This is a genomic window from Embleya sp. AB8 (assembly GCF_049739465.1).
Classification (GTDB): Bacteria; Actinomycetota; Actinomycetes; order Streptomycetales; family Streptomycetaceae; genus Embleya.
Map to the genome: position 1 here is coordinate 224,684 of NZ_JBMHHY010000013.1, position 14,718 is coordinate 239,401.

The 14,718-nt window shown below is 71.9% G+C and carries 13 protein-coding genes; 5 read left to right on the plus strand and 8 right to left on the minus strand.

Annotation, left to right across the window (positions count from 1 at the left end; all coding sequences use genetic code 11):
• The first annotated feature begins 9 nt into the window (after window positions 1-9).
• The 4 genes from ABIA38_RS21040 to ABIA38_RS21055 all read left to right on the plus strand — a co-directional run bounded on the left by ABIA38_RS21040 (window position 10) and on the right by ABIA38_RS21055 (window position 4,394).
• Complete coding sequence (locus tag ABIA38_RS21040; protein WP_424640262.1) at window positions 10-975, plus strand: alpha/beta hydrolase; 966 nt, start codon at window positions 10-12, stop codon at window positions 973-975.
• Entirely contained in the window at window positions 968-2,101 is a 1,134-nt protein-coding gene (locus tag ABIA38_RS21045; protein ID WP_424640263.1) for an acyltransferase family protein, read from the plus strand. The genes ABIA38_RS21040 and ABIA38_RS21045 overlap by 8 nt, the downstream gene beginning before the upstream one ends.
• 170 nt (window positions 2,102-2,271) lie before the next feature.
• A complete protein-coding gene (locus tag ABIA38_RS21050; RefSeq protein WP_424640264.1) occupies window positions 2,272-3,720 on the plus strand; it encodes a sensor histidine kinase in 1,449 nt (482 codons plus the stop codon).
• A 5-nt stretch (window positions 3,721-3,725) separates the two neighbouring features.
• Complete coding sequence (locus ABIA38_RS21055) at window positions 3,726-4,394, plus strand: response regulator (RefSeq protein ID WP_424640265.1); 669 nt, start codon at window positions 3,726-3,728, stop codon at window positions 4,392-4,394.
• 76 nt (window positions 4,395-4,470) lie between these two features.
• Here the strand turns inward: ABIA38_RS21055 and ABIA38_RS21060 are convergent, their stop codons facing one another.
• Complete coding sequence (locus tag ABIA38_RS21060; protein ID WP_424640266.1) at window positions 4,471-5,100, minus strand: TetR/AcrR family transcriptional regulator; 630 nt, start codon at window positions 5,098-5,100, stop codon at window positions 4,471-4,473.
• 119 nt (window positions 5,101-5,219) lie between these two features.
• Between ABIA38_RS21060 and ABIA38_RS21065 the strand changes: the two genes are divergently transcribed.
• Complete coding sequence (locus ABIA38_RS21065) at window positions 5,220-6,104, plus strand: NAD(P)-dependent oxidoreductase (protein WP_424640267.1); 885 nt, start codon at window positions 5,220-5,222, stop codon at window positions 6,102-6,104.
• Here ABIA38_RS21065 and ABIA38_RS21070 read toward each other — a convergent pair.
• From ABIA38_RS21070 to ABIA38_RS21100, 7 genes are all read right to left on the minus strand, one after another.
• Entirely contained in the window at window positions 6,070-7,152 is a 1,083-nt protein-coding gene (locus ABIA38_RS21070; RefSeq protein WP_424640268.1) for a lactonase family protein, read from the minus strand. The two genes, ABIA38_RS21065 and ABIA38_RS21070, sit on opposite strands and share 35 nt — an antisense overlap.
• Window positions 7,152-8,060, minus strand: coding sequence for a GNAT family N-acetyltransferase (locus ABIA38_RS21075; protein ID WP_424640269.1), 909 nt, complete (start codon window positions 8,058-8,060; stop codon window positions 7,152-7,154). The genes ABIA38_RS21070 and ABIA38_RS21075 overlap by 1 nt, the downstream gene beginning before the upstream one ends.
• A 1-nt stretch (window position 8,061) precedes the next feature.
• Entirely contained in the window at window positions 8,062-10,260 is a 2,199-nt protein-coding gene (locus ABIA38_RS21080) for a peptidase C14 (protein ID WP_424640270.1), read from the minus strand.
• Between the two features lie 101 nt (window positions 10,261-10,361).
• Window positions 10,362-11,192: an SDR family NAD(P)-dependent oxidoreductase gene (locus ABIA38_RS21085; protein WP_424640271.1), complete on the minus strand. Its 831-nt coding sequence runs from the start codon at window positions 11,190-11,192 to the stop codon at window positions 10,362-10,364.
• Window positions 11,189-12,049: an amidohydrolase family protein gene (locus tag ABIA38_RS21090; protein ID WP_424640272.1), complete on the minus strand. Its 861-nt coding sequence runs from the start codon at window positions 12,047-12,049 to the stop codon at window positions 11,189-11,191. The genes ABIA38_RS21085 and ABIA38_RS21090 overlap by 4 nt, the downstream gene beginning before the upstream one ends.
• On the minus strand, window positions 12,046-13,236 hold the full coding sequence (locus ABIA38_RS21095; protein WP_424640273.1) for a mandelate racemase/muconate lactonizing enzyme family protein: 1,191 nt from the start codon (window positions 13,234-13,236) through the stop codon (window positions 12,046-12,048). The genes ABIA38_RS21090 and ABIA38_RS21095 overlap by 4 nt, the downstream gene beginning before the upstream one ends.
• Window positions 13,236-14,609, minus strand: a complete 1,374-nt coding sequence (locus ABIA38_RS21100; protein WP_424640274.1) for an aspartate aminotransferase family protein — start codon at window positions 14,607-14,609, stop codon at window positions 13,236-13,238. The genes ABIA38_RS21095 and ABIA38_RS21100 overlap by 1 nt, the downstream gene beginning before the upstream one ends.
• Between the last annotated feature and the right edge of the window lie 109 nt (window positions 14,610-14,718).

The following is a 14,718-nucleotide window of genomic DNA, read 5'->3' on the forward strand; positions in this document are numbered from 1 at the left end:
GAGCGGGACATGCGGGATCGGCTGCGGATGGGGCTCGTCGCGGCGCTGGTCGCGGGGGTGTTGGCCGGGCCGGGCACGGGCGACGCGGTCGCCTCGGCGCCGCCGGCGCTGCCCGCGATGTCGGCGGCGACGCTGACCGAGCGCTACGCTGCCAACCAACTGGCCATCGCCGAGGCGGCCGGGTCGGCCCGGGAGAGCGGGCACCGGGATCAGGCCGACACGCTGGCGCGACTGGCCGATCCGGCGCGGACGTTCCTGGCCTTCGACGGGCGCGCCGGTCGGGTGCGCGCGGTCGAGGTGCTCGGCGACCTGGCCACGGCGGAGCGGATCGCGGTACTGGTCCCGGGCGCCGATACCGATCTGGCGCACTTCGACACGCGCGGCGACAAGCCGTACTCGACGCCCGGCGGCGGTGCGCGGGCACTGTACGCGGAGATCCACACGCAGGACCCGACCGCGCGCGTCGCGGTGATCGCGTGGCTGGGCTACTCGCCGCCGCGCACGATCAGCCTGGACGTGGTGACCACCGGGCGGGCCGAGGACGGCGCCGGTGAGCTGCGGCGGTTCGTGGCGGGCCTGTATGCGGTCGCACCCGGCGCGCAGGTGTCGCTGCTGTGCCACTCGTACGGCTCGGTGGTCTGCGGGCGGGCGGTGTCCCGGCTGGACGTCGCCGATCTGGCCGTGTTCGGCAGCCCCGGCCTCGGCGTGCCCGACCGGGAGGAACTGGGCACCGGGGCCCGGGTCTGGGCCGGTCGCGGCGGCTCGGACTGGGTCGACATGGTCCCCAACGTCAGCATCCCGTTCTTCGACACCACCATCGGCTTCGGCGCCGATCCGACCGAACACCGCTTCGGAGCCCGGAAGTTCGCAGCCGGAGGTGGCGGTCACTCGGACTACCTGCGGCCGGGCGGACGGTCGTTGTACAACCTCGCGCTGATCACGCGCGGGCAGGTCGGGGAGGTGACCCATGGCTGAGCGCGGCACGGTGGTGCGGCGGATTCAGGACTCGACGCCGGTCGATCGTGAGCGGGAGGTGGACGGGCTGCGGGCGTTCGCGATTCTGGGGGTGGTGTTCGGGCACTGGATCGTGACGGGGGTCTACGCGGGCGTCGACCACTGGCAGGTGGACAGTCCGCTGCGGCACATGCCGGACTACGCGCCGGTGACTTGGCTGCTCCAGCCGCTCGCGGTGTTCTTCCTGGTCGGCGGGTATGTGGCCGCGCAGTCGTACGCGCGCACCGACCACTATCGGCCGTGGGCGCGGCGGCGGATGAGCCGACTCGGCCGGCCGATCATGGTGCTGTTGCCGGTGTGGACGGTCGGGATGGTGCTGCTCGCCGACTTCGTGCCCGGGGAAAGCCTGTACACGCTCGGCAAGTTGGTGTTGTCGCCGCTGTGGTTCGTACTGGTCTACGCGGGACTGACCGCGCTCACCCCGCTGGTGGTCCGGCTCGGCCGGGCCGGGCCGGTGTTGGCCGTGGGCACGGTGGCGGCGGTGGACGTGACCCGGTTCGCGGCGGGCGGTCCCGCGGTGGTCGGGTGGGTCAACGTACTGGCCGGGTGGCTCGTCCCGTACAGCCTCGGGGTGTTGTGGGCGGGGCCGCATCGGGGCCGGATCGAGCGGCTGGGCGGGCCGTTCCTGGTGGTCGGGGCGGTGGGCTGCGCCGGGCTGATCCGGTATTGCGGCTATCCGGTGAGCATGGTCGGCGTCCCGGGCCAGGCGATCTCCAACCTGAATCCGCCGACGCTCGCGGCGGTCGCGTTCGGGCTCGCCCAGTGCGGGTTGGCGCTGCTGGTCCGGGCTCCGCTACGGCGCGTGCTGACCCGGCGGCCGACGGTGTGGGCGGCGGTGGCGCTGGTCAACCTGTCGGCGATGACGGTGTTCCTGTGGCATCAGACCGCGATGCTCACGGTGACCTCGGCGGGCATCGGCCTCGGCGGCCTGCTCGGGCTCGGCACGGTGCCGGACGGGTTGCCGTGGATCGGGGCGCGGATCGCGTGGATGCCGGTGTTCGCCGTGGTCCTGCTGGTGTGCTGGGCGGCGTTCCACCGCTGGGAGGCCGGCGGGCGCAGTAAGGGGGACTCCGGAGGTAGCTCCTGAGAGGGATCCCGGGGATCACCCACGACGGGGACGCGGGGCACGGGGGCGGCCCGTAGCGTGTGGTGGATGAGGGCCACCAGCGGCGGAGCGATCGGAGCGGACGGGATGGCGGCACGGATGTTGCCGTGCGCGCGGGAGGACTGTCCGGCGTGCCGAGTGTCGGTGGCCCGGTGAGCGCGGATCATGCGGCGAGTACGGGCGGGCCGGGCGCGGATGTTGCGGCGGCCGTGACCGGGTCGCCGGGCGCGAGCGGCACGGTGCGCGCGCGGGTCGGCGATGCGGTGGACGCGCCGGATGCGGTGGACGCGGCGAGTACCGGGCGGATGCGCGGGATGCGGCGGTGGGTGCTGCGGGAGGCCGTCGGGCTTCGGGACGAGTTGTTCGATGTTCGGGTACGGACCGAGCGGCCGCCGGCGCCGTTCCGTAGTCGGGCCGTGGCCCGCGGGTTGTTATTGGTCACCGTCGTGATCACCGTGGGGATTCAGGGGGCGGTGCTGACCGGGTATCCCGGGGTGTCCGGTGGGCTGGCCTTCGCGTTGGGGGTGGCCACCGGGGCGCCGATCCTGTTGGCGCCGCAGCGGCCGTTGCCGGCCTGGTGGTTGAGCCTGGCCGGGACGGTCGCGTGTGCGCTTGCCGCGACGCCCGAGGGGGTGCACGGGCGGTCCCCGTCCGGTGGCATGCAGTGGCCGTGGAGTGCGGTCGGGGTCTTCGTGCAGGTCGTGGTGATGGCGTATGTCGCCTTCCACGGTCGTGGTCGGGTCGTCGTGGTGACCTGGGGGCTCACCACGGTGTTCGGTGTGCTGCTGGTGCGGGCCGGGCAGCCCGGGCCGGCGCACTGGGGGACCATGCCGGCCGTGGCGATGTTGACCGCGATCGTGATGGTCGTCGTGGTCGCCTTTCGGGGGCGCAGCGACGCGCGTCGGGAGTTGGCCGTGCAGTCCGATCTGGCCGCCGGCGAACGGGAGCGCAGTGCGCTGCTGGAGGAACGGGCCCGGATCGCTCGGGAGTTGCACGACGTGGTCGCGCACCACATGTCGGTGATCGCGATCCAGGCCGAGGCGGCCCCCTACCGGGTTGCCGACCCGCCGCCGGAACTGGTCCGCAGCTTTGTCACGATCCGCGCCAATGCGGTCGACGCGCTGGCCGAACTCCGCCGCGTACTGGGCCTGTTGCGCACCGAACAGGAGGGCGGGGTCGAACTCGCCGGGACCGGCCGGCCGGCCCCGCTGCCCACCCTGGACCGGCTGCCCGAGCTGATCGAGAACGTCCGCGCGGCCGGCATGCGGGTGGACTGCGTCACCGTCGGCGCCCGCCGCCCGCTGCCGCAGGGCGTCGACCTGTCCGCGTACCGGATCGGCCAGGAGGCGCTCAGCAACGCGCTGCGGCACGCGCCCGGCGCGCGGGTCCGGGTCGAGGTGGCCTACGTGCCGACCGGCATCGGGCTGCGCGTACACAACGAGCCGCCCCCCGCTCCCCGACCCTCCGCCCGCGAGGGGTCCGGGCAGGGCGTGCTGGGGATGCGCGAGCGGGCCGCGATGACCGGCGGCACGCTCGAGGCCGGGCATACTCCCGACGGGGGCTATCACGTGGACGTCTTCCTGCCGACCGAGGAGCAGTGACACCGATGGCCATCCGGGTGTTGATCGCCGACGACCAGATGATGGTGCGCGAGGGCTTCTCGGTCCTGCTCGGTGCCCAGCCCGGGATCGAGGTGGCGGGCGAGGCGGTGGACGGGCGCGACGCGGTCGAACAGGTCGCGCGGCTGCGCCCGGACGTGGTGCTGATGGACGTCCGGATGCCGGTCCTGGACGGGCTGGCCGCCACCCACGAGATCACCGCCGACCCGGAGTGCTCGACTCGGGTGCTCGTCCTGACCACGTTCGATCTGGACGAATACGTCTACGAGGCACTGCGCGCGGGGGCCAGTGGGTTTTTGCTCAAGGACGCCTCGGTGGTGCAACTCGCGCACGCGGTACGGGTGGTGGCGGCCGGCGAGGCGCTGCTCGCGCCGACCGTGACCCGGCGGCTGATCGCCGAGTTCGCCCGGCTCGGCGGTGCGGCGGGTGGTCCGCGCGGGCGCGTCGAGCAACTCACCGAGCGGGAGACCGAGGTGCTCTCGCTGATCGCGCACGGCCTGTCCAACGCGGAGATCGCCGGCCGACTCGTGGTCGGCGAGCAGACCGTCAAGACGCACGTGAGTCGCCTGCTGGCCAAGCTGAATCTGCGCGATCGCACCCAGGCGGCGGTGTTCGCGTACGAGAACGGCGTGGTGCGGGCGGGCGGTCGGGGCTGAGCCGCGCTCGGCCCTCCGGCGTTCGTAGGCGGCGAGCAGGCGGGTCCGGTGTGTGGGTGGGCGGGGTCGAGCCCGATCAGTTCGGGCGCTCGTACGTGTCGAGCAGTCGGGTCAGGTGTACGCCGGCCAGGAGCAGCGGCTCCTCGCTTCGGGTGACCTGCGCGGCGAGTTCGGCGCCCTCCAGGGTGCTGATCACGGTGTGTGCCAGATCCCGCGCGTCCGGCTCGGCGTAGCCACTCTCGACCAGCTTCGCGAACACCAGCTCCCGCCAGTGCCCGAACGCCTCGGCGGCGGCGGCGGCGATGTCCGGCGCGCCGATCGCGCTGCCGAGCGCGGTCGCGGTGACCGGGCAACCCTCCACCCAGTCGGACGCGCGCAATCCCTCGGCCAGACTGCGGGTCAGCGCCCGGATCGCGGTGCCCGGATCCGGCTCGGCGGCCAGCACGTCGCGCAGGATGTCGACGAACTCGGCGTCCCCGTATCGGATCGCGGCGACCGCCAACTCCTGCTTGCCGCCCGGGAAGAAGTGGTACATCGAGCCGAGTGTGGCGCCCGCCTCGGTGGAGATCTGCTTGATCCCGGTGCCGTCGTAGCCCTGCCGCTGCATCAGCCGGGAGGCGGTCCGGACGATCCGGTCGCGCGTGCCGAGCGGGGTCGCCTCGGTGGTCCGGGCGGCCGACTCGTGCTGCTGCGCCTTGGTCTTCACACGGTGAGTCTAGCGAATATCGGATAGAGCGTTCGTTCCAGTGCTGTGCTACGTTCCTGGCACTGGATAGAGCGTTCGTTCTAGTCCAGTTCTTCGACGTTGCGACTTCTGGAGTACTCATGGGCGACAAGCAGGCCGTCGACAAGCAGGCGGTCACGGTCATCGGGCTCGGGCCGATGGGCCGGGCGATGACCCGGGCGTTCCTGGCCGCCGGGCATCCGGTGACCGTGTGGAACCGGACCGCGAGCAAGGCGGACGACCTGGTGGCCGAGGGGGCGGTACGGGCCGACTCGATCGAGGGCGCGTTGGCGGCCAATGAGCTGGTGGTGCTGAGCCTGACCGACTATGCCGCGATGTATGCGCTGCTCGAGCCGGTGGTGGCGGCGCTGTCCGGCCGCGTACTGGTCAATCTCACCTCGGACACCCCCGAGCATGCCCGCGCGGCCGCTGCCTGGGCGGAACGGCACGGTGCCCGGCAGTTGACCGGCGGGGTGCAGTCGCCGCCGTCGGGGATCGGCTCGCCCGAGATGTCGACCTTCTACAGCGGCCCGACCGAGCTGTTCGAGGCGCATCGGGACACGCTGGCCGTGCTCACCGGGACCGACTATCGGGGGACCGATCCGGGTCTGGCCGCGCTGCTCTACCAGTTGCAGATGGACATCTTCTGGACCTCGATGCTCAGCGCGCTGCACGCGTTGACCGTGGCCCGGGCGCACGGCATCTCGGCCGCCGAGTTCCTGCCGTACGCGTCGTCCACGGCCGCTTCGGTGCCGGGCTTTCTGGCCTTCTACGCGCCGCGTCTGGATGCGGACGAGCACGTGGGCGACGTGGACAACCTGGCGATGGGGGTGGCCAGTGTCGAACACGTGCTGCACACCACGCGGGACGCGGGGGTGGATGCGGCGTTGCCGAGTGCGGTCCTGGAGATCTTCCGGCGTGGGATGGCGGCCGGGCACGGCGGGGACAGCTTCACGAGTCTGAGCGAGGTGTTCCGGACCGCGTGACCGGTCGGGTCGGCTCGATCCGGCGAAGTGGCAGGACACAGCGTGGATCCGGGGTGCGCAGTGCCACGCCCAGCGGGCGCAGCGTGCCGGTGCCGGGGGTGCGGCGGAACGCGGTGACGGCGTCGGCGTCGGGGACGGCCACGTAGAGTACGTCGCCGACGAAGGCCAGGTCCTGCGGCGCGGCGCCGCCGACGGGCAGGTGGGACATCCGGTGCGGGGCGGCCGTGGCCAGCGTGGTGATCGTGCCGGGGCCGCGGTTGGCGGCGTATACGTGTGCGCCGTCGGGCGCGGTGACGATGGCCGACGGGAGGCCCGGGGCGGCCAGCGGGTGGCGGGTGAGGTCGGGCAACGCCCAGATCGCCGGCTCGAGTTCGGCGATCAGCCAGCGGCCGGCCAGATGCCGGGGACCGGTGCCCGGGGGGACCGGGTGGGTGGCGCGCAGGTGCAGCCGGCCGGCCGCCAGGTGGTAGGTCGACAGCGCGTCGCCGCCGAGGTCGACCACGGTGAGCGTGTCGTCGCTCGCGAAGACGATCTGGTGCGGGTGTGGGGCGTCCTGCCGTTCCGGATGTACCCGCGAGCCCGAGCCCGGGAGCCGGAGGTGCTCGGTGACCTCGGCGAGCGCGCCGCGTGCGTCCAGGCGGTGCACGAGCAGGTCGCCGGTGCCGTAGTTGGCGGTGACCAGGTGTCCGCTGGTGGGGGAGACCGCGAGGTGGCACGGGATCGAGCCGCGGGAGGGGGTCTGTTGGCGGACGCACGGGTGCGGGCCGGTCGCCAGCACGGTGATCGTGCCGTCGAGGGCCTCGTCCACGCCGTAGACCAGGTCGAGATCCGGATGCGCGGCGGCATACGCGGTGCGCACGGGCAGGGGTTCGGCGATCCGGGTCAACCTGCCGGTGTCCGGGTCGGCGGTGCACACCGCAGTGGTGTCACCGCCGACCAGGACCGGCACCCGGCTCGGCGGCACGGGGTTTCGCGCCGAACCGGATGGTCGCGTGTTGTGCTGCCGGGTCGTCGTGTCCCGGCGAGCCACGGTGTTTTGACGAGTCATCAGAATGCGTCCCCCAGCCAGTGGATCGCGCCGGGGGCGGTGACCGTGGTACGCACCGTGGCCCGATCGGCCTGGATCGGTCGGGCCAGCCCGAACGTGGTGTGCCCGGTGCTCAATTCGCTCAGCAGCGGGCCGACCGCCCGGGTGAGCGCCGCGTCGATCGGTACCCGCAGGGTGATCACCGTGCCGGGGCCGCCGAGTTCGCCCACCGCCGCCCGAAGCAGCGTGGGCAGTGCGTAGGGCCGGCCCGGTCCGTGCGCGAGTTCGAGCACCTCGGCGGTGTCCGGGCGGATCACCACGTAGTCCCCGTCCTCGGTGGCCAACACCCGGATCGGCGGTGCGTACCAGTGCGGGAAGCGGTCCGCCCAGTCGGCCGCCGAACGCACCGTGGTCAGCGGCCGGTTCGTGTTCCAGGCGGCATGCGTCTCGGCCATCCGGGGCAGGTCGGCGGGCCGAGCCGGGCGCACCCGGCGGTCGCCGCACGCGGCCTCGGGGCCGGCCACGCCGCGCAGATACGATGCCGGGAAGGCGGCCCAGCCGGATCCGGTGTACACCCCCGGCGTGCCGCTGAACATCAGCGACCAGGCGCAGCCGTACCGGGTCATCTCGTCGATGGCCAGGCCGAGCAGCCGCCGGACCAGCCCCCGGCCGCGCGCTTGCGGAGCACTGGCCACACTGCCGACGCAGCCGACCACGTCCACCCCGCCTGCCGCGTTGCGGATCGGGCGGGGTTGCCAGTGCAGCACGGCGAGGATCGTGTCCTGCTCGTCGGCGGCGACCAGCGTGCGGGCCTGCCGGCCCGGATCGTGTGCCCACAGGGCGGGCAGGCCGGGCGCGTCCGGGAAGGCCACCGCCCACAGGGCGGGCAGCGCGCGGTCGTCGGCCGGGGTGCTCGGGCGCAGGCGCATCTCAGAGCACCAGGTTTCCCGCGGTGACCACCCGCACGCCGGTCGCCGGCAACGCCGCCCGGGTCACGCCGTCCTCGACACACGTGGTGTGCAACATCGAGGACGCGCCGGCGAACGCGTCGGGGCGCAGATCCAGCGTGCCGCCGGTGAATCGGGTTCCGGTGGCCACCCAGTGGTTGACCCCGGCCTCCAGACGCACATGCGCGCCGTCCGTGGTCGAGGCCGCGCCGTCCAGATGCCAGCGCAGCACGCCAGAGCCGGTACCCCGGGACAGCAGCGTGCCGGTGCCGGTACCGCCGGTCAGTCGGGTGCCCGCGGTCAGATGCGCGCTCTGGTCGCGGACCGCCGAGAGTTGCACACCGGTGTTGGTCAGGGTGCTCGCGGTCAGCCGCAGGACCGCCGAACCGACGTCCAGCGGCGCGGCGATGGGACCGGCGCCGACGATCGTGCAGGAGTCGAAGTCGACCTCGCCCGAGCCGCGCAGGATCGCGCCGTCGACGCCGGTGAGCAGGCAGTCCCGGAAGTGCACGGTGTTGGTCACCGGGGTCTGCACGACCACGTGCTTGGCGGGCAGGTCGAAGGTGCAGCCCTCGATGATGTTGGGCCGACTGGATCGGGCCGAGCGCTGCCCGATCGCGAACGTACGGGCCACGCAGCCGCGCAACTGGGCGCCGTCCGCGTTCACCTGCAGTGTGCCGCCCTGGTCGAAGGTCGGCCGGGGGATCACCCGGACGTTCTCCAGGGTCAGATCGGTGATCTTGGTGCCGGCCACGAACCACGAGCAGGAATGGTCTCGTACGGTGATCCGCTTTGCCGAAGTACCCCACAGGACACCGGAGTTGGCGATGTCCATCAGGCCGGAGTTGCCCTCGAAGAGCAGGTCGTGCTCGTACTGGCCGTGCGTGGTGAACGGGTTGCCGCCCTGGTCGTCGCCGTCGCCGTGGCAGTTGACGACGTGACAGTAGGCGGACGCGGTCAGGTCGTTGAGGTGGCGGGCATTGCTGGACACGCAGTCCTCGACCCGCCCGTACAGGCAGTAGATCTGCTGGGTCAGATAGCCCGCGCCGCCGTACATCACGGTCGGCGGATTCTTCAGCGCGGATCCTGTGGTGTGGAAGTGGGTGCACCAGCGGCGCATGATCACCGGCCAGAACGACCCGGTGGCCTCGATCCCGGTGACATCGCAGCGCACCGCGTGCTCGTAGGCGATCGGATGCGAGCCGGTGTACTCGTCGTCGTTGGGGCCGGCGCCGAAGAAGACCATGTTGCGCACGTCCGCGTGCTGCACCGGTTCGATCCGGGTCCAGGTGATCCGGCGGCCGGCGGCCAGTTCCCAGCCGTTGAGGTAGTCGACGCGGATGTGCTTGCCGTCGATGACCTGGGTGATCTCGACGAGCTTTTGCAGTTCGCGCTCGTAGGTGCCGCCGCCCACGATCGGGTCGATCTCGACGGTCCACCACTCGCCGACCTTGAACGCGCCGGAGTCGGGCACCGGGAAGGCGTCGGTGAGTTCGAGGACGGTTTCGGCGAGCGGGTACCGGACCACCGACTCGGTCACCGTGCCCTTGAAGTAGAGGACGGCGCCGAACGGGTTGTCGTGGGTGTTCTTCTCGATGCCGGTGGTGCGGACGGTGTGGCCGCCGAAGTCGAGCACGATTCGGGAGCGGCCGAAGGTGTGTCGTTTGACGAAGAGCAGGTCGGTGTGCGCCTCGATGCGGTGGATGTAGGGGTCGTTGACCATCGCGTCGAGCGCGGCATCGGCGGGGACGTGGTCGTCCGCGATGCCGAACCGGCGGAAGTCCATCACGCCGTCGTGCACCTGGATCCAGCGGCCGTCCCGCTTCGGGGACGAACTTGCCAACACCGTGCCGCCGTTGACCGGCAGCTTCGAGCGGGGGTCCCAGCGGACCACCATGCCGCCGCCGTCGCCCGGGGCGTGATAGCCGGCCACCAGGACCATGGTGTCGGTCGGGATCCGGCGCGGGTCCAGGCGCAGCAGCGCGGCGATGTTCGGCACGCTCGTGGCGGTATCGCGCGGGCCGTTGCCGTTGCCGTCGCGGTCGTCGTCGGGGGAGGCCGAGGCGGTGCCGGTCGCGGCGGCGCCGGCGAGCAGCAGGCCGCCGAGGCCGCCGGCGGCGAGCAGGCGGCGGCGGGACGACGAGGGGGAAGAACCGAGTGAGGACATGGCGGTCCCGCTCACTTTCTCGATCCGGGCGCGAGATGGGGGTGTGGCGCGGGTCCCCGCCGACCGGGGCCGGGTCGGCATCGGTCGGGACGGGTCGGCGGGGAACGGCCGGGGAGTCAGCGCGAGTTGCGATACGGCGGCATGTAGCGCAGCCGTGGCAGCTGGTCGGCGAGCACGCCGCCGTCGACCACGATCCGGGTGCCGGTCACGTAGGACGCGGCGGGTGAGGCGAGGAACACCACGGCGCCGGCGCACTCGTCGGGTGTGGCATAGCGGCCGAGCGGGATGCGCTCCCGGTAGGCCGCCTCGAACGGCTCGCGGTCCAGCGGGAATTCGCCGTCGATGGGGGTCTCGACCATGCCGGGCGCCACGGCGTTGACGGTGATGCCGTGCGGGGCGAGTTCGACGGCCAGGCTCTGCACGAGCAGGTCCACGCCCGCCTTGGAGGCGTTGTAGTGGGCCAGCCCGGCCTCGGCCACGTGTGCGTTCTTCGAGGTCACCGCGATGATCCGGCCGGCCACCCGATCGGCGATCATGTGTTCCGCTACCCGCTGGGACAGGAAGAAGACCGCGTCGAGGTTCACCGCGAGCACCCGGCGCCAACTCGCCACGGTGATCTCGTTGAACCGCTCCAGGGCCGCGGTGCCCGCGTTGTTGACCAGGATGTGCAGCGGGCCGATCTCGGCCCGCACGCCGTCCACGTAGCCGGCCAGGGCGGCCGGCTCGCTCAGGTCGATCGGCCGGATCCACGCGGTACGGCCGCCGGCCCGGACCAGCGCCGCCGTCTCGGCCAGGTCGACGCCGGGCCGGTCGGTGAGTACCACGTCGGCGCCCGCCGCGGCGAGCGCGACCGCGAAGGCCCGGCCCAGGCCGCCGGCCGCGCCGGTGACCAGGGCGGTGCGGCCGGTCACGGTGAAGTCCACCCCGGGCCCCGGTTCGCCGGTCACGACAACCCCAGCAGGGGCAGCGCGTCGCGGAAGACGATCTCCTCGACCGCGTCCCGATCCAGCGGCGGCAGCCCCGGGATGCCCGGCACCGCCGCCACCGCGCGCAGCCCCTCGACCGAGGCGTCCACCGTGGTGAACGGGTAGTCGCTGCCGAACAGCAGCTTGGGCAACACGCCGTAGTCCTGGGCCAGTCGCAGACTGTGCCACAGCTGGAACGGGCGGTAGTGCAGCGCGCTGACATCGGCGTAGAGGTGCGGATGTTTGCGGATCACCGCGATGCACTCGCCCTCGAACGGGTGGCCCAGATGGGCCAGCACCATGCGCAGTTCGGGATGGCGGATCGCCACCGGGTCGAGCAGCCGGGGCTGCGCGTAGGCGATCGGCGCGGCGGAGACGAAGGTGGTGCCGGTGTGTACCAGGATCGGCAGGCCGTTGCTCTCGGCGTAGCCGAACAGCGGGTCGTATTGCGGATCGCCCGGATCGAAGCCCGCGTACATCGGCATCAACTTGATCCCGCGCAGCCCCAACTCCTGGTGACCGAACCGCAGTTCGTCCTGCCAGCCGGGCTGGGTGGGATCGATCGACAGGTAGCCGATCAGCCGCTGCGGCTGAGCCGCGACATAGTCGGCGACGGCCCTGTCCTCGACCCACAGGCCGCTGCGCCGGGCCTTGCCGCCGACCACGACGGTGCGGGTGTCCGCCGGACTGGACGCCGCGTAGTCCGCCCAACGCACCGTCAGGTCCACCTCGCCGTGATGTGCGCGGGCCGACTCGGCCTTGAACACGTCGTCGAAGTCGCAACACTGGCGGAAGAGATGGGAGTGCACGTCGACGATGCCGGACCGGTCGAGGGTCATGTCCGGTTCCTCTTCTCCCACCCCGCCGAGAACATGTTCCAGAACCGGTGGGTCGGCGGATGTTCGGCGAATACGTCGTCGTCGAGTTCGACGCCGAACCCCGGCGCGGTCGGAATCTCCACATGGCCGTCCGCGGTCACCGGCAGCGTGCCGCGTACCGCGTCGAAGACGAACGGTTCGAGCAGGCCGTCGAACGTCTCCAGGATCTTGAAGTTGGTGATCCCGAGCGCGGCGTGTACGGAAACGGTGGTGCACAGCGGCGAGTTCGAGTTGTGCGGGGCGACCATGAGGCCGTGTGTGTCGGCGATCGCGGCCAGCTTGCGGACTTCGGTCAGGCCGCCGGCCATGGACAGGTCCGGCTGGATGATGTCCACCGCGTTGGTCGCGAACAGCTGCTTGTACTCGTAGCGGTTGTGGAAGTGCTCCCCGCCGGAGATCGGGAACGGTGCCCGGGCCCGCAGTTCGGCGTAGCGCTCGATGTGCGTCCAGGGCATCGGCTCCTCCAACCAGCCGATGTCGAACGGTTCGAGCGCGCGCAGCAGAGCCGACGCGGTGGTCATCGCGAACCGCGCGTGGCCCTCGATGAACAGGTCGACGTCCGGCCCGATCGCGTCCCGGACCGCGCCGACCAGCTCGATCGACCGGCGCAGTTCGGCGCGGGAGAGTTCGTGCAGGCCGGCGCCGAACGGGTCGAACTTGAGTGCCGAATAGCCCTTGGCCACCGTCTCCTTGGCTTTGGCGGCGAACACCTCGGGCGCGCGCTCGCCGTTGTACCAGCCGTTCGCGTACACCCGGACCCGGTCCCGGCACGCGCCGCCGGTGAGCCGGTAGACCGGGACGCCGAGCGCCTTGCCCATCAGGTCGTGCATGGCCTGGTCGAACCCGGACAGCGCGATCCCGCCGAGGTCGCCGCCGCGCAGGAAGTCGCCCTGGTACAGGCGCAGCCAGATCTCCTCGGTGTCGAACGGGTCGGCGCCGATCAGATGACGCTGCGCCAACGCCTGGGCCAGCGCGGCAGTTTCCGCGACCCGGTAGGGGTGGGTGATCTCGCCGACACCGGACAGACCCTGGTCGGTGTGTACGCGCACGTAGCCGAAGTCGCGCCACGCGGTGCCCAGGAGCAGTGTCTCGACGTGGGTGATCCGGCCGGCCGGGCCGGTGGGGCGGGTACGGTCGACGACGAGCATCAGCGCACCGTCCCCTCGACCGCGCCGCCCATCGTGGTCGTGCCCGCCAGTTCGCCGATCCCGCCGTCCTTGATCGTGTCCCGTACGGCGAGTTCGGTGGCGGCGAGCAGGTGGTCGACGTCCGCGTCGGTGTGCGCGTAGGAGATGTGACTGCGCTTCAGGTTCAGCGGCAGCTCGAACACGCCGTGCTCCAGGAGCCGGCGCCGGTAGCCGATGAACCGGCCGGCGTCGTTGGCGAGCAGGTCGGCGTAGCTGCGCGGGAGGCCGCCGGGCATGAAGTAGGTGACGAACACCGAGCCGTAGCCGGTGACCACGGCCGGGATGCCGAGCCGGTCGTACAGCTCGCTCAGGCCGGTGCGGACCCGGTCGCCGAGCCGGAAGACGTGTTCGTGTACCGGCTCTTCGCGCAGCTTGCGCAACGTCTCCAAGGCGGCGGCGACCACCCACGGGTGGCCGTTGTAGGTGCCGGCGAAGAACGCGGGGGCGCCGGGGCGGGTGCTGAACTGCTCCATCAGGTCGGCCCGGCCGCCGAGCGCGCCGACCGGGGCGCCGTTGGCGATGGCCTTGCCGAACGTGGTCAGGTCGGGGGTGATCCCGGCGATCTTCTGGTAGCCGCCGAGGTCGTGCCGAAAGCCGGTGATCACCTCGTCGAAGACCAGCACCGAGCCGTGTGCCGTGCACTGTTCGCGCAGCGTGGTGAGGAACTCGGGCTCGGGCAGCAGGCAGCCGACGTTGTGCGGGATCGGCTCCAGGATCACCGCGGCGATCTCCTTGCCGTGTTCGGCGAACGCGGCGCGAACGGCGGCCGGGTCGTTGAACGGCAGGACCAGGGTGGCTTCGAGCACCTCGGGCAGGATGCCGGTGGAGATCGGGTCGTGCGCGCCGACCGCGTCGGGCGAGGAGATCACGTTCAGGCTCACCGAGTCATGCCAACCGTGGTAGCAGCCCTGGAACTTGACGATCAGTCGGCGACCGGTGACCGCGCGGGCCACGCGCAGTGCGTGGAAGGTGGCCTCGCTGCCGGTGCTGGTGAGCAGCACCTGCTCCACCGAGGGGACCAGTTCGACCAGGGTCTCGGCCAGCGTGACCTCGCCCTCGGTGACCGCGACTCCGGTCAGGTCCAGGCGAGTTGCCGCCTCGGCCACGGCGCGTTGCACGTCCGGGTCGTTGTGGCCGAGCAGCGGCGGGCCGAATGCGGAGTGGTAGTCGGTGTACACGCGACCCTCGGCGTCGGTGAAGCCGGCGCCGCCGGTGTGCGTGATGACCAGGTCGGTCAGGCCCGGGATCCGGCGCTGACCGCTGTTCACCCCGCCCGGGATGACCCGAAGGGCACGGGCGGGAAGGGAGTCGGTGGCGGCTGTGCCGACACTCATCGGTGGGCTCCTTGCGTCGTTCGTGACCGTTCGGATCCGTGGCCCTGCCAGGCCGTGGATCCTCGGCGCCATCCGCCTTCGGCACGCGTCGCAGGTGTGGCATTTTTCA